The following is an 18,169-nucleotide window of genomic DNA, read 5'->3' on the forward strand; positions in this document are numbered from 1 at the left end:
TATGTTCAGGTGACTTAAGTAAAACCCACTGCTAATGAAAACAATGTGTTAATAAAAAATAAACATATTTTAACATTTAAGTGGTTATCACTGTCTGGTATTAATTAATCAACCTTATTATTTAAGTCTTTGTTTACAAAGCATTTAATTAAAATAATGTTTTACATTAAATATGTGATCCAACTCGCTATTTCACGACGTGATATTAACGTTTGTGAACAAAATACTATTCGCTTTTAATGCAAGAATATTCGTACGCCAGGAATTGAAATGAAGAATATGGGGTCAGAAAATAAGCAAAGTAAAAGCCGCGCTGATGGATTTATGTTAAGTGTTTGGCTGATTTATGTGATCTTGATCACATATTCTTTAAATTCGCAGTATAGCTCCGTTGTATGTGTAACTGACGGCGGGTAGAGTTGCGTCGAATTAGGAAAAATCTTAGACATTTGTAAGAATTGATGTGAGCTTGTAAGGGACGCTGCCTTCTTAAGAAGGAATGTTTAGACAACGCGTAAGTGTCGTCACGCTGCTATGTATTTGACCTTTTGCTTTTTTTTTACCGGGCCTTCCCGGCGACATCACGGGGTGCGGTTTTGCCGCATGAAAACAATGTTGGTTATTATGGATGCAAATAATGCATACATCCGAGTTGCTGAAACACATTTATGACATCAATTTGTCATATTTATTGCTTGCACAGCGTTTGATCGTTCAGGACAAAGCATCTGCGATGTTTCGCCTTGGTATCAGCGAGGAAATGGCGGACACGTTGGCAACATTAACACTTCCTCAAATGGTCAAACTGGCCGAAACAAACCAACTGGTATGTCATTTCCGTTTCGACGATCACCAGACTGTTACTCGCCTGACGCAAGACTCCCGCGTTGACGATCTTCAGCAAATTCATACCGGTATCATGCTTTCAACACGCCTGTTAAGCGACATTGATGATGCAGCACGTAAGAAAAGGGCTTGATGATGAGCGAAAAAAGCATTGTTCAGGAAGCGCGTGATATCCAGTTAGCAATGGAATTAATCACATTGGGCGCCCGTTTGCAAATGCTGGAAAGCGAAACGCAATTAAGCCGTGGTCGACTTATCAAGCTGTACAAAGAATTACGCGGTAGCCCTCCGCCAAAAGGGATGCTGCCGTTCTCCACCGACTGGTTTATGACGTGGGAACAAAACATTCATGCTTCAATGTTTTGCAACGCATGGCAATTCCTGCTCAAAACCGGTTTGTGCAGCGGCGTGGATGCCGTGATCAAAGCGTACCGTTTATATCTTGAGCAGTGCCCGCAGCCGGAAGAGGGGCCGCTGCTGGCGCTAACTCGCGCATGGACGCTGGTTCGTTTTGTCGACAGCGGATTGCTGGAGTTGTCCCAATGCAATTGCTGCGGTGGGAATTTTATCACCCATGCACACCAACCCGCAGGTAGCTTTGCCTGCAGTTTATGCCAGCCGCCATCACGGGCCGTAAAAAGACGTAAACTTTCCCAGAATGCTGCCGATATTATTCCACAACTGCTGGATGAACAGATCGAACAGGCTGTTTAACTGATACGGTGTGGATAAACACTCCAGCAGCGGTAAGCGATTACCGCTGCTTTTTTTTGTCCTGGCCTTACGTTAATTGCCCGACTGCGCATCCTGTCATAGTCAATTGCGAAAGGATGATGTCGTGCTTATCTTATTAGGTTACCTGGTTGTTATTGGTACAGTTTTCGGCGGTTACATGATGACCGGCGGACACCTTGGGGCACTCTATCAACCGGCTGAGCTGGTGATTATCGGTGGCGCGGGTATTGGGGCATTCATCGTCGGCAATAACGGGAAAGCCATCAAAGGGACGATGAAAGCGATCCCGATGCTTTTTCGTCGTTCAAAATACACCAAAGCGATGTATATGGATCTGCTGGCGCTGCTGTATCGCCTGATGGCCAAGTCACGTCAGCAGGGCATGTTCTCGCTTGAACGCGACATCGAAAACCCCAAAGAGAGCGAAATCTTCGCTAGCTATCCGCGCATTCTTGCGGATGCCGTAATGCTTGATTTCATTGTCGATTATCTGCGTTTGATTATCAGCGGCAATATGAACACGTTTGAAATTGAAGCGCTGATGGACGAAGAAATTGAGACTCACGAAAGTGAGGCCGAAGTTCCGGCTAACAGTCTGGCAATGGTGGGTGATTCATTACCAGCGTTCGGCATTGTGGCGGCGGTCATGGGGGTTGTCCATGCGCTGGCTTCTGCCGATCGTCCGGCGGCTGAGCTGGGTTCGCTGATTGCGCATGCGATGGTAGGGACATTCCTGGGTATTTTACTGGCCTATGGATTTATTTCTCCGCTTGCCAGCGTTCTGCGGCAGAAAAGCGCTGAAACAACCAAAATGATGCAGTGCGTGAAGATAACGCTGCTCTCCAATCTGAATGGTTACGCGCCGCCAATTGCCGTCGAGTTTGGTCGTAAGACTCTGTATTCCAGCGAACGACCATCGTTTATCGAGCTGGAAGAGCATGTTCGTGCGGTGAGAAATCCAACTGCGCAGCAGACGACCGAGGACGCATGAAAAATCAGGCCCATCCCATTATCGTTGTAAAGCGACGCAAACATAAAGGTCACGGTGGTGGGGCGCATGGTTCGTGGAAAATCGCCTACGCCGATTTTATGACCGCGATGATGGCCTTCTTTCTGGTGATGTGGCTCATTTCTATTTCCAGCCCTAAAGAATTGATCCAGATTGCCGAATATTTCCGTACGCCGCTGGCCACCGCAGTGACCGGGGGAAATCGTATTTCGAATAGCCAAAGCCCGATTCCTGGCGGTGGGGATGATTACACCCAGCAGCAGGGCGAGGTGAACAAGCAGCCGAATATTGATGACCTGAGAAAACGTATGGAACAGAGCCGTTTGAGCAAACTTCGCGGCGATCTCGATCAACTGATTGAATCCGATCCCAAACTGCGAGCGCTGCGTCCGCACTTAAAGATTGATTTAGTTCAGGAAGGGCTGCGGATACAGATTATCGACAGTCAGAATCGCCCGATGTTTAAGACCGGTAGCGCTGAAGTTGAGCCGTACATGCGCGATATCCTGCGCGCGATTGCTCCGGTGCTCAACGGGATCCCTAACCGGATCAGCCTTTCCGGTCACACGGATGATTACCCTTACGCGAATGGTGAGAAAGGGTACAGCAACTGGGAATTGTCCGCCGATCGCGCAAATGCATCGCGTCGCGAGCTGGTTAGCGGCGGTCTGGATGATGGAAAAGTATTACGTGTGGTAGGTATGGCCGCCACGATGCGTCTGAGCGATCGCGGTCCCGAAGACGCTATCAACCGCCGTATTAGCCTGCTGGTTCTCAATAAGCAGGCGGAAGAGGCCATTTTGCATGAAAACGCTGAAAGCCAGAATGAGCCGGTAAGTGTCTTACAACAGCCAGCGGAACTTCCGCCGGCAAGCGTTCCCACATCGCCACCAGCCAATCCGAGGTGATAGCGTGAGCATGGATATTAGCGATTTTTATCAGACATTTTTTGATGAAGCTGACGAACTGTTGGCTGATATGGAGCAACACCTTCTTGATTTGGTTCCTGAAGCCCCGGATTCCGAACAGCTGAATGCCATTTTTCGTGCAGCGCACTCGATTAAAGGCGGGGCGGGCACCTTCGGCTTTACCATTTTGCAGGAAACGACCCATCTGATGGAAAACCTGCTGGATGAAGCGCGGCGTGGCGAGATGCAGCTCAATGCCGACATTATCAACCTGTTTTTGGAAACGAAAGATATTATGCAGGAACAGCTCGACGCCTATAAAAGCTCAGTGGAGCCTGATGCCGAAAGTTTTGAGTACATCTGCCAGGCGTTACGGCAGTTAGCGCTCGAAGCGAAAGGTGAAACCGCACCGGCAGTTGTCAACTCAGCAAAACTGAGCGTTGTTGACAGCGCCGCGATGCAGGAAGAGGCGGTTGAAAAGCCTGAACCCGCCAGTGAAGAGAGCAAAAAACGCATTACTCTCTCGCGTCTGAAAGCCAGCGAAGTGGATTTACTGGAAGAGGAACTGGGGAATCTGGCGACCTTAACCGATGTGGTAAAAGGTAGCGACACGTTATCAGCAACGCTTGATGGCAACCTTGCAGAAGATGACATCATCGCGGTGCTCTGCTTTGTCATTGAAGCTGACCAAATTGAATTCGAAACCGTCAGTGCAGCGCCTGTGGCAGTTGAACCTGAAGAGGTGGCTGTTGTCACTGAGCCGCAGCCGGTTGCTGTGGCACCTGCGGTGAAAGCTACCGCCAGTGAAGCACCACATAGCCGCGTGGAACGTGAAAAACCAGCCCGCGCCAGCGAGTCGACCAGTATCCGCGTAGCGGTTGAAAAGGTTGATCAGCTTATTAACCTGGTCGGTGAGTTGGTGATCACGCAGTCGATGCTGGCCCAGCGCTCTAACGAACTGGATCCTGTCAATCATGGCGATCTCATCACCAGTATGGGTCAGTTACAACGTAACGCCCGAGATTTGCAAGAGTCGGTGATGTCGATTCGTATGATGCCGATGGAGTATGTGTTCAGTCGTTTCCCTCGTCTGGTGCGCGATCTGGCCGGTAAGCTGGGTAAACAGGTCGAGCTGACGCAGGTAGGTAGCTCAACCGAACTCGATAAGAGCCTGATTGAACGCATCATCGATCCGTTGACGCACCTGGTGCGTAACAGCCTCGACCATGGTATCGAACTGCCGGAAAAACGCCTTGAATCAGGCAAAAGCCCAATTGGCAATCTGACGCTTTCCGCGGAGCATCAAGGCGGGAATATTTGTATTGAAGTGACCGATGATGGCGCTGGCCTGAACCGCGAACGTATCCTGGCTAAAGCTGTCTCTCAGGGCATGCCGATTCACGAAAACATGAGCGATGACGAAGTGGGTATGTTGATCTTCGCGCCAGGCTTTTCGACCGCTGAACAGGTGACGGATGTTTCCGGACGCGGCGTGGGTATGGATGTGGTGAAGCGAAATATCCAGGAGATGGGCGGCCATGTTGAGATCCAGTCTAAACAGGGACAGGGGACTACTATTCGCATTCTGCTGCCGCTGACGCTGGCGATCCTCGACGGGATGTCCGTGCGCGTGGCGGATGAGGTCTTCATTCTGCCACTGAATGCCGTGATGGAATCGCTGCAACCGCGCGAAGAAGATCTCCATCCGCTGGCCGGAGGAGAGCGCGTGCTGGAAGTGCGTGGCGAATATTTACCGCTGGTTGAGCTGTGGAAAGTCTTCGAGGTTGAAGGCGCAAAAACAGAAGCAACTCAGGGCATTGTAGTGATTTTACAAAGTGCAGGACGTCGCTATGCGCTGCTGGTCGATCAGTTAATTGGCCAACACCAGGTGGTGGTCAAAAACCTGGAAAGTAACTACCGCAAAGTGCCAGGTATTTCTGCTGCAACGATCCTCGGCGATGGCAGCGTCGCGCTGATTGTCGATGTCTCTGCATTGCAGGGGTTAAACCGCGAACAACGTGTGGCGATCACAGCCGCCTGATTGAGTGAGAAGGGAATAATATGACCGGTATGAGTAATGTAACTAAACTGGCCGGCGAACCGTCAGGTCAGGAATTCCTCGTGTTTACGCTGGGGGATGAAGAGTACGGTATCGATATCCTGAAAGTGCAGGAAATCCGTGGTTATGATCAGGTGACGCGCATTGCTAACACGCCTTCGTTTATCAAAGGCGTTACGAACCTGCGTGGTGTGATTGTGCCTATCGTCGACCTGCGCGTGAAATTTAGCCAGAGCGATGTGGATTACAACGAAAACACCGTGGTGATTGTGCTGAATCTGGGGCAGCGGGTGGTTGGGATTGTGGTTGATGGCGTCTCGGATGTCCTGTCGCTGACGACGGATCAAATCCGTCCTGCACCGGAGTTTGCGGTTACGCTGTCGACGGAATATTTGACGGGATTAGGTGCGCTGGGTGACCGGATGCTGATTCTGGTCAACATTGAGAAGCTGCTGAACAGCGAAGAAATGGCGCTGCTGGATATTGCCGCTTCCCACGTCGCATAATCACCATAACTCATCCGGCCTACAATGAGTGCTGTTGTAGGCCGGATTAGCGTAGTGCATCCGGCAGGTTTCCCTCTTACGCTTCCCGCTCAACCAGCTCCGGTTCTTCTTCCAGTAAACCTTCATCCTGCGCCAGCATCGCCGTTGCAATCCCGTTACCTAATACGTTGATTGCTGAACGTCCCATATCCAGGAAGTGGTCAATTCCCATCAGTAACAGGATCCCGGCGACCGGAATATTAAAGCTCGGGATGGTTGCAGCCAGCACCACCAGTGCTGAACGCGGCACACCGGCAATCCCTTTGGACGCCAGCATCAGCGTCAGCATCAGGACGGTGATTTCTGCGAAGGAGAGGTGAATATTATAGGCCTGCGCGATAAACATGGAGGCAAATGAACAGTAGACCATGGAACCAACCAGGTTAAACGAATAACCGATAGGCAGCACGAATGACACGATGTTGGGTGAGCAGCCAAATTTAGTTAATTGCTCCAGCGTTTTCGGATAAGCGGCCTCAGAGCTGCTGGTAGTGAATGCGACCAGAACCGGGTCTTTCAGCATGCTTACCAGGCGAAATACCTCTTTTTTCAGCATGACATAACCCACCGCCAGCAGAACCAGGCAGGTCAGTAAAATCGCCACATAGTAGCCGCCGATAAACGACGCATAGTTAAGCAGGATCCCCAGCCCCTGGGTGGAGATTACGGAAGAGATGGCGGCAAAAATAGCCAGCGGTGCAACGTACATCACGTAGCCAGTCACTTTCAGCATAATGTGGGAAACGACATCCAGCGCCGCAACCAGCGGGGCGTTGAATTTCTCACCAAGGGATGCGCCACCAATACCGAAGAACATCGAGAACACCACAATTTGCAGGATCTCATTGTTAGCCATCGCTTCGGCGATGCTGGTTGGAATGGTATGCGTCAGAAAACCTTTCAGGCTCATGCCGCCCACGGCGAGACCGGTGTCGGTGGCTTCCTGCGGGATCGCCAGGTTCAGCCCGCTGCCGGGTTGCTCAAGGGAAACCACAAACAGACCGACCAGAATAGACAATATAGAAGAGCTGATAAACCAGATCATCGCTTTCCCGCCCACACGACCGATGGTGGACGTTTCCCCCAGACGCATAATACCAACGGTCAGGGTGCTGAATACTAAAGGCGCGATCACCATCTTAATCAGACGTAAAAAGATGTCGGTGAGAAGCGTAATATTATCGGCCCAGGCGGTTACAACGCCGGGGGAGGCATAAGAGTGGATCACCGCACCCGACAGGATCCCCGCCAGCATGAAGATCACGATAAACAACGTGAGTTTGTTTGCATTTGCCACTAAAAAGCCCTCAGTAAGGATTTAACATTTATTGATCGGTTACTCATTTTTTATACTTATTAAGTGGTAACGAAGTATTCATCATATAAATTGGATTAAAGCGTAAGCGGATACAACTTTTTTTAATTTTTTATCCATTTTGTTGTGGTATTTACAAAGTTATTGTGTGATCTCAATCACACAAAAAAGCGTGTTTCAGCCAATCTGACCGTGCTTACCGATGAATATAAATGTTATTTGCATGATAAATGTGGTGTTTTTATGTGAATGATTTGTGGTTGTTGCGCACGCGTTTTTACCTTCCCCTCGCCAGGCTTCACATCCCTTCAGGATTTCCTTTTCGCAAACGTAAAGTTATCTCAGCCACTGCCGATAACGTTGATAACTCGTTTTCAGGAAGGTGCCTTATGTTTAACCGTATCCGCGTTGTCACAATGCTGATGATGGTGCTGGGGGTTTTCGCACTGCTACAGCTTGTTTCCGGTGGTCTGTTGTTTTCTTCATTGCAGCAGAATCAGCAAAGTTTTGTTATTTCGAACGATCTTCGACAGCAGCAAAGTGAACTCACCTCAACATGGGATCTGATGCTGCAAACACGAATCAATTTAAGCCGTTCTTCTGCGCGCATGATGATGGATGCGTCTAACCAGCAAAGCAGCGCCAAAAACGATCTGCTGAAGAATGCGAAAGCATCGCTGGCGCAGGCTGAAACGCATTACGCAAAATTTAAAAACATCACACCGTTGCCGGAAATGGCAGAAGCCAGCGGCAACGTTGAGGAAAAATATCAGCAGTACCATGCGGCCCTGGCAGAGCTGGTTCAGTTTCTGGAAAGCGGCAATATGGACGCCTACTTTGCGCAGCCTACGCAGGGAATGCAAAACGCGCTCGGCGAGGCGCTGGGCAAGTACGCCAGCGTTAGCGAAAAGCTTTACGTTCAGGCATTTGATCAAAGCGCGCGGGATTACCATTTCGCCCAATGGCAGCTTGGCGTGCTGGCCGTCGTGCTGGTACTGATTCTGGTGGTGGTCTGGTACGGTATCCGTCATACCCTGCTTAATCCTCTTTCCCGCGTTATTGCCCATATTCGGGAAATCGCCAGCGGTAACCTGACCGCAACTCTCACCGTTAGCGGTCGTAACGAAATCGGCGAGTTGGCCAGTACGGTTGATCATATGCAGCGCTCACTGACGGAAACCGTCACTCTGGTGCGTGAAGGCTCTGATGCGATTTATTCCGGTACCAGCGAAATTGCCAGCGGAAACACCGATCTTTCATCTCGTACGGAACAGCAGGCCTCTGCGCTGGAAGAGACCGCAGCCAGCATGGAACAGCTGACCGCAACCGTGAAGCAAAACGCGGACAACGCGCGTCAGGCCTCGCAACTGGCGAAAAGCGCTTCTGACACCGCGCAGCATGGCGGCAAAGTGGTTGATAGCGTGGTGAACACCATGCACGAAATCGCCGATAGCTCGAAGAAAATCGCCGACATCATCAGCGTCATCGATGGCATTGCCTTTCAGACCAACATTCTCGCACTGAACGCGGCGGTTGAAGCAGCACGCGCCGGTGAGCAAGGCCGTGGCTTTGCCGTGGTAGCGGGCGAGGTGCGTAATCTGGCAAGCCGCAGTGCGCAGGCGGCAAAAGAGATCAAAGCGTTGATTGAAGATTCCGTTTCCCGGGTTGATACCGGTTCTGTACTGGTAGAAAGCGCTGGGGAAACGATGAACGACATCGTCAATGCCGTGACGCGGGTGACCGATATCATGGGTGAGATTGCCTCAGCCTCCGACGAGCAAAGCCGGGGGATTGATCAGGTTGCGCTCGCGGTCTCTGAAATGGATCGCGTGACGCAGCAGAACGCCTCTTTGGTACAGGAGTCAGCTGCCGCAGCGGCCGCTCTTGAAGAACAGGCCAGTCGCCTGACGCAGTCGGTATCGACTTTCCGTCTTGCGTCACGTCCGGCCTCGACAAAACCGCGCGATACACGATTACCAGCAGCCCCGGGCGCATCCTATCCGCGCCAGAGCATTGAACAAGATACGAATTGGGAAACATTTTGACTGATAGTTAAACCGCGGCCAGTGCCGCCCGATGGGAGCGTTGATGTTTAATCGTATTCGAATTTCGACCACGCTGTTTTTGATTTTAATCCTCTGCGGTGTTTTGCAGATTGGCAGTAATGGCTTGTCCTTCTGGGCATTTCGGGACGGTTTTCAGAACCTGAATCAGGTCGAACGGAGTAATCAGCAACGCGCTGCGCTGGCACAAACCCGCGCTGTGTTATTACAGGCCAGTACGGCCCTTAATAAGGCAGGGACGCTGACCGCCCTGAGCTATCCGCCAGAGGACATCAAAACGCTGATGACCCTCGCGCGCGATAGCCTGGCGCAATCTGAATTGATGTTTAAACGCTTTATAGCGACGTCGGATGCGACGGAACAAGGCAAGGCGCTGTTAGGCGCAACTGAGAAAAATTTCAACCAGTGGCATAGCGCTCTCGCGCATCAAGCCACCTGGCTTGAAAACAATCAGTTGTCAGATTTTCTGACTGCGCCGGTGCAGGCGGCTCAGGATGCTTTTGATGCGAATGTGAATGCGTGGCAGAGCAACATCGACAGCGTGTTGCAAACGGCAGGAGAGCAGAGTCAGCGCAATTATCACATGTCGGGGGTGATTTTCGCCACCATGGTGGTACTGGCGGCACTGCTCACCAGCGGTGCGCTGTTCTGGTCGCGCAAGATGATCGTTCAGCCGCTGGCGATTATTGGCAGCCATTTTGACAGTATTGCCGCGGGAAATCTGGCACGACCGGTAGCGGTTTATGGGCGCAATGAGATCTCGGCCATTTTTGCCAGCCTGCAGAAGATGCAAAAGGCGTTACGCGAAACGGTAAGTGACGTTCGTCAGGGCAGCTCAGCCATGCATAGCGGTATTTCAGAAATCGCGATGGGCAATAACGATTTATCTTCGCGAACCGAACAGCAGGCGGCTGCGCTGGCACAAACGGCAGCCAGCATGGAACAACTGACCGCCACCGTCGGCCAGAACGCTGATAACGCGCGCCAGGCGTCAGGAATTGCCAAAAGTGCGGCAGACACAGCGCATAAAGGTGGCGAGCAGACGTCCCGGGTTGCCAGCACCATGCATGAGATTTCTGCCAGCTCGCAGAAAATCGGCGACATCATTGGCGTGATTGACAGCATTGCCTTCCAGACCAATATCCTGGCGTTGAATGCCGCGGTAGAGGCCGCCAGGGCGGGGGAGCAAGGACGTGGTTTTGCCGTCGTCGCTGGTGAAGTGCGTAATCTGGCAAGCCGTAGCGCGCAGGCGGCGAAAGAAATTAAGGGGCTCATTGAGGAATCTGTCACCCGGGTGCATCAGGGCTCGCAGCTGGTGGATATGGCGTCGCGCACTATGACGGAAATAGTCAGTTCGGTGACCCGGGTTAACGACATCATGGGCGAGATTGCCTCGGCATCCGATGAACAGCGCAGAGGCATTGAGCAGGTGGCGCAGGCCGTCAGCCAGATGGACTCAGTGACGCAGCAAAACGCCGGGCTGGTGGAAGAAGCCGCATCCGCCGCCGGACAACTTGCGACGCAGGCCGATCATCTTTCTGCCTGTGTCGCATTTTTTAAACTTGAAGAGCAAACCGTAGCAAAACAAGAGTTGGCGCAGCCTCAGGTTGCGCCCGTTGTATCCTGAATGTGATTGAGAAGGCGCTATGACATCATCTCTGCCCTCCGGGCAAACGTCATTATTGTTACAGATGACACAGCGCCTCGCGCTGTCTGACGCGCATTTTCGTCGGATATGTCAATTAATCTACCAGCGTGCGGGGATCGTACTGGCCGACCATAAGCGGGACATGGTTTATAACCGCCTTGTTCGTCGTCTGCGTACCCTGGGGCTGGATGACTTTGGTCGCTATCTCAGCATGCTGGAAGCTAACCAGAACAGTGCTGAATGGCAGGCTTTTATTAATTCCCTGACTACCAACCTGACCGCGTTTTTTCGCGAAGGGCATCATTTTCCGGTGCTGTCAGATCATGCTCGTCGGCGCAACGGTGAATACCGCGTCTGGAGCGCGGCGGCGTCAACCGGAGAAGAACCCTACAGCATTGCGATTACGCTTGCCGATACCTTAGGTATGGCACCGGGCCGCTGGCGTGTTTTTGCCAGCGACATTGATACCGAAGTGCTGGAAAAGGCCAGAAATGGCATTTATCGCCTCGATGAGCTAAAGACGCTGTCACCCCAGCAGCTGCAGCGTTATTTCATGCGCGGCACCGGACCGCATGAAGGGCTGGTACGCGTTCGGCAGGAACTGGCAGGTCATGTTGAGTTTTCCAGCGTGAACTTACTGGATAAGCAGTACAACGTGCCAGGCCCTTTTGATGCCATATTTTGCCGTAACGTGATGATCTATTTCGATAAAACGACGCAGCAGGACATTTTGCACCGTTTTGTTCCTCTTCTTAAACCCGATGGGCTGCTGTTTGCAGGTCATTCAGAAAACTTTAGCAACCTCGTGCGCGAGTTTAGCCTGCGTGGACAGACCGTGTATGCGCATGCGCCAGGTAAGGATAAAGCATGAGTAAAATCAGGGTGTTGTCGGTAGATGATTCTGCATTGATGCGTCAAATCATGACCGAAATTATTAACAGCCACAGTGATATGGAAATGGTGGCGACGGCGCCGGATCCGTTGGTCGCCCGGGATTTAATCAAAAAATACAATCCCGACGTCCTGACGCTGGACGTGGAAATGCCGCGCATGGACGGCCTCGACTTCCTTGAGAAGTTGATGCGCCTGCGTCCAATGCCGGTGGTGATGGTTTCTTCACTGACCGGTAAAGGTTCAGAGGTCACGCTGCGGGCCCTGGAACTGGGGGCGATTGATTTTGTCACCAAACCGCAACTGGGGATCCGCGAAGGAATGCTGGCGTATAGCGAGATGATTGCGGAGAAAATCCGCACCGCATCGCGGGCAAAACTGGCGGCCCATAAGCCCATGGCGGCACCGACGACCTTGAAAGCGGGGCCATTACTCAGTTCGGAAAAACTGTTGGTGATTGGCGCCTCAACCGGAGGAACAGAGGCAATTCGCCATGTACTCCAGCCATTGCCGCTTTCAAGTCCCGGTATTCTTATTACCCAGCATATGCCGCCTGGATTTACCCGTTCGTTCGCCGAACGTCTGAACAAACTGTGTCAGATAACCGTGAAAGAAGCTGAAGACGGAGAGCGCGTACTCCCGGGGCATGCATATATCGCGCCGGGTGACAAGCATATGGAACTGGCGCGCAGCGGCGCGAACTATCAAATCAAAATTCATGACGGTCCGCCGGTTAATCGGCATCGACCCTCAGTGGATGTGCTGTTCCATTCGGTGGCGAAACATGCGGGGCGCAATGCCGTCGGGGTGATCCTGACCGGTATGGGCAACGATGGCGCAGCCGGAATGTTAGCGATGAACCAGGCGGGAGCCTGGACCATTGCGCAAAACGAAGCAAGTTGTGTGGTGTTCGGCATGCCGCGCGAGGCCATCAATATGGGTGGCGTAAGCGAAGTGGTCGATCTTAGCCAGGTGAGCCAGCAAATGCTGGTGAAAATTAGTGCCGGACAGGCAATACGTATTTGAATCAGGAGTTTATTTTTATGGCGGATAAAGAGCTTAAGTTTTTGGTTGTGGATGACTTTTCCACCATGCGTCGCATCGTGCGTAACTTGCTCAAAGAGCTGGGATTCAACAATGTTGAAGAAGCTGAGGACGGCGTGGATGCGCTGAACAAGCTGCAGGCTGGGGGATTCGGTTTTGTTATTTCTGACTGGAACATGCCGAACATGGATGGGCTGGAACTGCTGAAAACCATCCGTGCCGATGGCGGGATGGCTTCTCTGCCGGTACTGATGGTCACGGCAGAAGCCAAAAAAGAGAATATCATTGCGGCAGCACAGGCAGGTGCCAGTGGCTATGTCGTGAAACCGTTCACAGCGGCGACGCTGGAAGAAAAACTGAATAAAATCTTTGAGAAACTGGGCATGTGAGGGTGTGATGATGATGCAACCACAAATTAAACCTGCTGACGAGCACTCTGCAGGGGACATCATCGCGCGCATCGGCAGTTTGACCCGAATGCTGCGCGACAGCTTGCGTGAACTGGGGCTGGATCAGGCCATTGCCGAAGCGGCAGAAGCGATTCCCGATGCCCGCGATCGTCTCGATTACGTTGTACAGATGACCGCTCAGGCGGCAGAGCGCGCGCTGAACAGTGTAGAAGCTTCGCAGCCGCATCAGGACGCGATGGAAAAAGGGGCCAAAGACCTGACCAAACGCTGGGATGAATGGTTCGAAAATCCGATCGAACTGTCCGACGCTCGAGAACTGGTCACCGATACCCGTCAATTCCTTGGTGATGTGCCCGGACATACCAGCTTTACCAATGCCCAGTTGCTGGACATCATGATGGCGCAGGATTTCCAGGATCTCACCGGACAGGTCATCAAGCGCATGATGGATGTTATCCAGGAAATTGAACGTCAGCTGCTGATGGTTCTGTTGGAAAACATTCCGGAACAGGGCGCTCGTCCAAAACGTGAAAACGAAAGCTTGCTTAACGGCCCGCAGGTTGACGCCTCGAAAGCTGGCGTAGTGGCAAGTCAGGATCAGGTTGACGACCTGCTGGATAGCCTCGGGTTCTGATGAGTATTTGCCGGATGTGAGGCGTGGACCTCTCATCCGGCTTACGCGCAATTCTGCTTAAAGCCATAAATCCCGTCTTTTTTACCGCTTACTCTTCCCATTGCTGGATAGCTGTTCTGGCATCATTCTCGCCTATATCTCTATCCAGGGTCTGATGCGTGGCAGAAGAAAGCGACGACGACAAAACAGAAGCCCCCACACCCCACCGACTTGAAAAAGCACGGGAAGAAGGGCAGATCCCCCGATCCAAAGAGCTGACCTCACTACTTATTTTGCTGGTGGGTGTGTGCATTATCTGGATTGGTGGGGAGTCGCTTGCCCGCAGACTGGCTGGCATGCTGTCGACCGGATTACGTTTTGACCACAGTATGGTCAACGACCCGAATCTGATCCTGAGCCAAATCATCCTGCTGATTAAAGACGCGATGATTGCGCTGTTGCCGTTGATTACCGGCGTCGTTCTGGTGGCTTTAATCTCTCCGGTGATGCTTGGCGGTTTGATCTTCAGCGGTAAATCCCTGCAACCCAAATTCTCTAAGCTGAATCCGTTACCGGGCATTAAGCGCATGTTTTCCGCGCAAACCGGCGCAGAACTGCTCAAAGCGATACTGAAGTCCACGTTAGTGGGAAGCGTGGCCGGATTTTATCTCTGGCATAACTGGCCAGCGATGATGCGTCTGATGGCGGAGTCACCGATTACGGCGATGGGCAACGCCCTGGATTTAGTCGGTATGTGTGCACTACTGGTGGTGCTTGGCGTCATTCCGATGGTGGGGTTCGACGTCTTTTTCCAGATCTATAGCCATCTGAAAAAACTGCGTATGTCGCGTCAGGATATCCGTGATGAATTTAAGCAAAGCGAAGGTGACCCGCACGTTAAGGGCAAAATTCGTCAAATGCAGCGCGCGGCCGCTCAGCGTCGCATGATGGCGGATGTACCAAAAGCAGACGTTATTGTCACTAACCCTACGCACTACTCAGTGGCGTTGAAGTATGACGAGAACAAAATGAGTGCCCCGAAAGTTGTCGCTAAGGGGGCCGGACTGGTTGCGCTGCGCATTCGTGAAATTGGCGCAGAGCACCGTGTTCCTACGTTAGAAGCGCCACCACTGGCGCGTGCGCTCTATCGCCATGCTGAAATAGGTCAGCAAATACCGGGTCAATTGTATGCCGCCGTTGCCGAAGTACTGGCATGGGTATGGCAGCTAAAACGCTGGCGTCTGGCTGGCGGCAAGCGTCCACCACAACCTGAAAACCTTCCGGTGCCTGAAGCACTGGATTTCATGAACGAGAAGAATACTGATGGCTAATCTGGTCGCGATGCTGCGTCTGCCCAGCAACCTGAAATCCACGCAATGGCAAATCCTTGCCGGACCGATCCTCATCCTGCTGATCCTGTCGATGATGGTGCTGCCGCTGCCGGCTTTCGTCCTCGATTTGCTGTTCACATTTAACATTGCGCTGTCGATCATGGTGCTGCTGGTGGCGATGTTCACCCAGCGTACGCTGGAGTTTGCCGCATTCCCGACGATTTTGCTGTTTACCACATTATTACGTTTGGCCCTGAACGTCGCGTCGACCCGTATCATTTTGATGGAAGGACACACTGGCGCGGCGGCGGCGGGGAAGGTGGTTGAAGCCTTTGGTCACTTCCTGGTGGGCGGTAACTTCGCGATTGGTATCGTGGTCTTCGTGATTCTTGTCATCATTAACTTTATGGTAATCACTAAAGGTGCAGGACGTATCGCCGAGGTAGGCGCGCGCTTTGTACTGGACGGAATGCCCGGCAAGCAGATGGCGATTGATGCGGATTTGAATGCCGGTCTGATTGGCGAAGATGAAGCTAAAAAACGACGCTCGGAAGTGACCCAGGAAGCGGATTTTTACGGCTCAATGGACGGTGCGAGTAAATTCGTCCGTGGAGACGCCATCGCCGGTATTTTGATCATGGTGATCAACGTAGTCGGCGGTCTGTTAGTTGGGGTGTTGCAGCATGGTATGAGCATGGGCAGCGCTGCGGAAAGTTATACCCTGCTGACCATCGGTGACGGGCTGGTGGCACAAATTCCCGCGCTGGTTATCTCTACCGCGGCGGGCGTTATCGTGACCCGCGTGAGTACCGACCAGGACGTAGGTGAACAGATGGTGACCCAACTGTTCAGCAACCCCAGCGTTATGCTGCTCAGTGCGGCGGTACTTGGACTTTTGGGCCTGGTTCCGGGCATGCCGAACCTGGTGTTTCTGATGTTTACTGCCGCATTACTGGGCCTGGCCTGGTGGATGCGCGGTCGCGAGCAAAAAGCGCCGGATGAACCGCAGCCGGTGAAAATGCCGGAAAACAACTCCGTGGTGGAAGCCACATGGAACGACGTGCAGCTGGAAGATTCGCTGGGCATGGAGGTAGGTTACCGCCTGATCCCAATGGTGGACTTTCAGCAGGATGGCGAATTGCTGGGGCGAATTCGCAGTATTCGTAAGAAATTTGCCCAGGATATGGGCTTCCTGCCGCCGGTGGTACATATCCGTGACAACATGGATCTGCAGCCGGCCCGCTATCGAATTTTGATGAAAGGGGTGGAAATTGGCAGCGGTGACGCCTATCCGGGACGTTGGCTGGCCATTAACCCAGGTACTGCCGCCGGGTCGCTGCCGGGTGAGAAAACGGTCGATCCGGCTTTCGGACTGGACGCTATCTGGATTGAAAGCGCATTGAAAGAACAGGCGCAAATTCAGGGCTTTACGGTGGTTGAAGCCAGTACTGTTGTCGCTACGCATCTAAACCACCTGATTGGGCAGTTCGCCGCTGAGCTGTTTGGCCGTCAGGAGGCGCAACAGCTACTGGATCGTGTGTCGCAGGAGATGCCGAAGCTGACGGAAGATCTGGTGCCGGGTGTTGTGACACTCACCACGCTGCATAAAGTGCTGCAGAACTTGCTGGATGAGAAAGTACCGATTCGCGATATGCGCACCATCCTTGAAACGCTGGCGGAACACGCGCCGCTGCAAAACGATCCGCATGAGCTTACCGCGGTCGTCCGTGTTGCGTTAGGACGCGCCATCACTCAGCAGTGGTTCCCGGGTAATGAAGAGGTTCAGGTTATCGGTCTTGATACTCCACTCGAGCGTTTGCTGCTGCAAGCACTGCAGGGCGGCGGCGGCCTGGAGCCTGGGCTGGCAGACCGACTGCTGGCCCAGACTCAGGAAGCGCTGTCCCGACAGGAAATGTTGGGCGCGCCGCCGGTCTTGCTGGTTAATCACGCGTTACGTCCGTTACTGGCGCGGTTTTTACGTCGCAGCATCCCGCAGTTGGTGGTGTTATCGAACATGGAGCTTTCCGATAACCGCCATATCCGCATGACGGCGACCATTGGAGGTAAATAATGCGAAAGTTACTGTGGTTGTTATTTTTTCCTCTGATGGCGCAGGCCGCCGGAGAAGGGGCCTGGCAGGCTAGCGGAATGGGGATCACCTTAAATCACCGTGGCCAGTCAGCCTCGTCTGCGCCTTTAGTTCCCAGCCAGCCGGTCTCGGGTTTGATGACGCTGGTGGCCTGGCGCTATGAGCTGAATGGCCCCACGCCCGCAGGTTTGCGGGTGCGTTTATGTTCTCAGTCCCGATGTGTCGAGCTGGACGGGCAAAGTGGAACCACCAACGGGTTCAATAATGTTCCGGCCATTGAACCGATGCATTTTGTCTGGGAAGTCCCTGGCGGTGGTCGCCTGATCCCCGCGTTACGCATTCAGAGCAATCAGGTGATTGTGAACTACCGTTAACACCCTCCGTCATTCAGACCAGTAGTGGAAACTGCTGGTTGTTTCAACATTCAATCTTCTCATTCAATTAAATGGAAACGACGTTTTATAAAATAAGTGACGTACGTTGCCGGGCTCTTTGTATTGTTGCCATTTCACGAATCCCTCTGGCAGAAATAGAAAGGTTTCACTTCCTGTTAGCTTTTACTGTGACTCTATAAGGATGCCCATTGTCAAAGCGAGGATTGCGGGGCCTCCCAAATAAAGCTGCTGCGCCGCAACAGGGGCAGGTCACAGCATTGAATCCGAC

Annotated in this window: 16 protein-coding genes; 15 read left to right on the forward strand and 1 reads right to left on the reverse strand. The window is 52.5% G+C overall.

Going from position 1 to position 18,169, the window contains the following annotated elements; all coding sequences use genetic code 11:
• Nucleotides 1–637: 637 nt before the first annotated feature.
• The 6 genes from flhD (at nucleotide 638) to cheW (ending at nucleotide 6,063) form a co-directional block, all read left to right on the forward strand.
• A complete protein-coding gene (gene flhD, locus BZK41_RS24205; protein WP_003034622.1) occupies nucleotides 638–979 on the forward strand; it encodes a flagellar transcriptional regulator FlhD in 342 nt (113 codons plus the stop codon).
• Nucleotides 976–1,560: a flagellar transcriptional regulator FlhC gene (gene flhC / locus BZK41_RS24210; protein WP_008785071.1), complete on the forward strand. Its 585-nt coding sequence runs from the start codon at nucleotides 976–978 to the stop codon at nucleotides 1,558–1,560. Before flhD ends, flhC begins: the two co-directional genes overlap by 4 nt.
• A gap of 124 nt (nucleotides 1,561–1,684) precedes the next feature.
• A complete protein-coding gene (gene motA, locus BZK41_RS24215; protein ID WP_016153442.1) occupies nucleotides 1,685–2,572 on the forward strand; it encodes a flagellar motor stator protein MotA in 888 nt (295 codons plus the stop codon).
• A complete protein-coding gene (motB, locus tag BZK41_RS24220) occupies nucleotides 2,569–3,498 on the forward strand; it encodes a flagellar motor protein MotB (RefSeq protein WP_016153441.1) in 930 nt (309 codons plus the stop codon). Before motA ends, motB begins: the two co-directional genes overlap by 4 nt.
• 4 nt (nucleotides 3,499–3,502) lie before the next feature.
• Nucleotides 3,503–5,539, forward strand: coding sequence for a chemotaxis protein CheA (gene cheA, locus BZK41_RS24225; protein ID WP_079939870.1), 2,037 nt, complete (start codon nucleotides 3,503–3,505; stop codon nucleotides 5,537–5,539).
• Between the two features lie 20 nt (nucleotides 5,540–5,559).
• Nucleotides 5,560–6,063, forward strand: coding sequence for a chemotaxis protein CheW (gene cheW, locus BZK41_RS24230; protein WP_079939871.1), 504 nt, complete (start codon nucleotides 5,560–5,562; stop codon nucleotides 6,061–6,063).
• A 76-nt stretch (nucleotides 6,064–6,139) separates the two neighbouring features.
• On the opposite strand, the gene BZK41_RS24235 is transcribed toward cheW, so the two are convergent.
• Complete coding sequence (locus BZK41_RS24235) at nucleotides 6,140–7,399, reverse strand: dicarboxylate/amino acid:cation symporter (protein WP_079939872.1); 1,260 nt, start codon at nucleotides 7,397–7,399, stop codon at nucleotides 6,140–6,142.
• Nucleotides 7,400–7,806: 407 nt separating this feature from the next.
• Here BZK41_RS24235 and tar point away from each other — a divergent pair, with 407 nt between their 5' ends.
• The 9 genes from tar (at nucleotide 7,807) to flhe (ending at nucleotide 17,880) form a co-directional block, all read left to right on the forward strand.
• On the forward strand, nucleotides 7,807–9,462 hold the full coding sequence (tar, locus tag BZK41_RS24240; RefSeq protein ID WP_079939873.1) for a methyl-accepting chemotaxis protein II: 1,656 nt from the start codon (nucleotides 7,807–7,809) through the stop codon (nucleotides 9,460–9,462).
• A gap of 43 nt (nucleotides 9,463–9,505) precedes the next feature.
• A complete protein-coding gene (gene tap, locus BZK41_RS24245; protein WP_079939874.1) occupies nucleotides 9,506–11,107 on the forward strand; it encodes a methyl-accepting chemotaxis protein IV in 1,602 nt (533 codons plus the stop codon).
• Nucleotides 11,108–11,126: 19 nt separating this feature from the next.
• Nucleotides 11,127–11,999: a protein-glutamate O-methyltransferase CheR gene (gene cheR, locus BZK41_RS24250; protein ID WP_003833874.1), complete on the forward strand. Its 873-nt coding sequence runs from the start codon at nucleotides 11,127–11,129 to the stop codon at nucleotides 11,997–11,999.
• Entirely contained in the window at nucleotides 11,996–13,045 is a 1,050-nt protein-coding gene (locus BZK41_RS24255) for a chemotaxis response regulator protein-glutamate methylesterase (protein WP_003833872.1), read from the forward strand. The genes cheR and BZK41_RS24255 overlap by 4 nt, the downstream gene beginning before the upstream one ends.
• 17 nt (nucleotides 13,046–13,062) lie before the next feature.
• Entirely contained in the window at nucleotides 13,063–13,452 is a 390-nt protein-coding gene (gene cheY / locus BZK41_RS24260) for a chemotaxis response regulator CheY (protein ID WP_003034656.1), read from the forward strand.
• Nucleotides 13,453–13,462: 10 nt separating this feature from the next.
• Complete coding sequence (gene cheZ, locus BZK41_RS24265) at nucleotides 13,463–14,107, forward strand: protein phosphatase CheZ (protein WP_003034659.1); 645 nt, start codon at nucleotides 13,463–13,465, stop codon at nucleotides 14,105–14,107.
• A gap of 158 nt (nucleotides 14,108–14,265) precedes the next feature.
• Nucleotides 14,266–15,417: a flagellar biosynthesis protein FlhB gene (gene flhB, locus BZK41_RS24270; RefSeq protein ID WP_079939875.1), complete on the forward strand. Its 1,152-nt coding sequence runs from the start codon at nucleotides 14,266–14,268 to the stop codon at nucleotides 15,415–15,417.
• The gene (gene flhA / locus BZK41_RS24275) at nucleotides 15,410–17,488 is read left to right on the forward strand and encodes a flagellar biosynthesis protein FlhA (protein ID WP_003034666.1); all 2,079 of its coding nucleotides are present in this window, start codon (nucleotides 15,410–15,412) and stop codon (nucleotides 17,486–17,488) included. Before flhB ends, flhA begins: the two co-directional genes overlap by 8 nt.
• The gene (flhe, locus tag BZK41_RS24280) at nucleotides 17,488–17,880 is read left to right on the forward strand and encodes a flagellar protein FlhE (RefSeq protein WP_079939876.1); all 393 of its coding nucleotides are present in this window, start codon (nucleotides 17,488–17,490) and stop codon (nucleotides 17,878–17,880) included. The genes flhA and flhe overlap by 1 nt, the downstream gene beginning before the upstream one ends.
• The last annotated feature ends 289 nt before the right edge of the window (nucleotides 17,881–18,169 follow it).

This window comes from Citrobacter sp. A316 (assembly GCF_002042945.1).
In the GTDB taxonomy this organism is placed as follows: domain Bacteria; phylum Pseudomonadota; class Gammaproteobacteria; order Enterobacterales; family Enterobacteriaceae; genus Citrobacter; species Citrobacter portucalensis.

What these genes read in the sequence shown, in the direction of transcription:
- flhD (WP_003034622.1), top strand. Translation starts at nt 638, where the DNA reads ATGCATACATCCGAGTTGCTGAAACACATTTATGACATCAATTTGTCA.
- flhe (WP_079939876.1), top strand. Translation starts at nt 17,488, where the DNA reads ATGCGAAAGTTACTGTGGTTGTTATTTTTTCCTCTGATGGCGCAGGCC.
- tap (WP_079939874.1), top strand. Translation starts at nt 9,506, where the DNA reads ATGTTTAATCGTATTCGAATTTCGACCACGCTGTTTTTGATTTTAATC.
- cheZ (WP_003034659.1), top strand. Translation starts at nt 13,463, where the DNA reads ATGATGCAACCACAAATTAAACCTGCTGACGAGCACTCTGCAGGGGAC.
- cheY (WP_003034656.1), top strand. Translation starts at nt 13,063, where the DNA reads ATGGCGGATAAAGAGCTTAAGTTTTTGGTTGTGGATGACTTTTCCACC.
- flhA (WP_003034666.1), top strand. Translation starts at nt 15,410, where the DNA reads ATGGCTAATCTGGTCGCGATGCTGCGTCTGCCCAGCAACCTGAAATCC.
- tar (WP_079939873.1), top strand. Translation starts at nt 7,807, where the DNA reads ATGTTTAACCGTATCCGCGTTGTCACAATGCTGATGATGGTGCTGGGG.
- BZK41_RS24255 (WP_003833872.1), top strand. Translation starts at nt 11,996, where the DNA reads ATGAGTAAAATCAGGGTGTTGTCGGTAGATGATTCTGCATTGATGCGT.
- cheW (WP_079939871.1), top strand. Translation starts at nt 5,560, where the DNA reads ATGACCGGTATGAGTAATGTAACTAAACTGGCCGGCGAACCGTCAGGT.
- motB (WP_016153441.1), top strand. Translation starts at nt 2,569, where the DNA reads ATGAAAAATCAGGCCCATCCCATTATCGTTGTAAAGCGACGCAAACAT.
- cheR (WP_003833874.1), top strand. Translation starts at nt 11,127, where the DNA reads ATGACATCATCTCTGCCCTCCGGGCAAACGTCATTATTGTTACAGATG.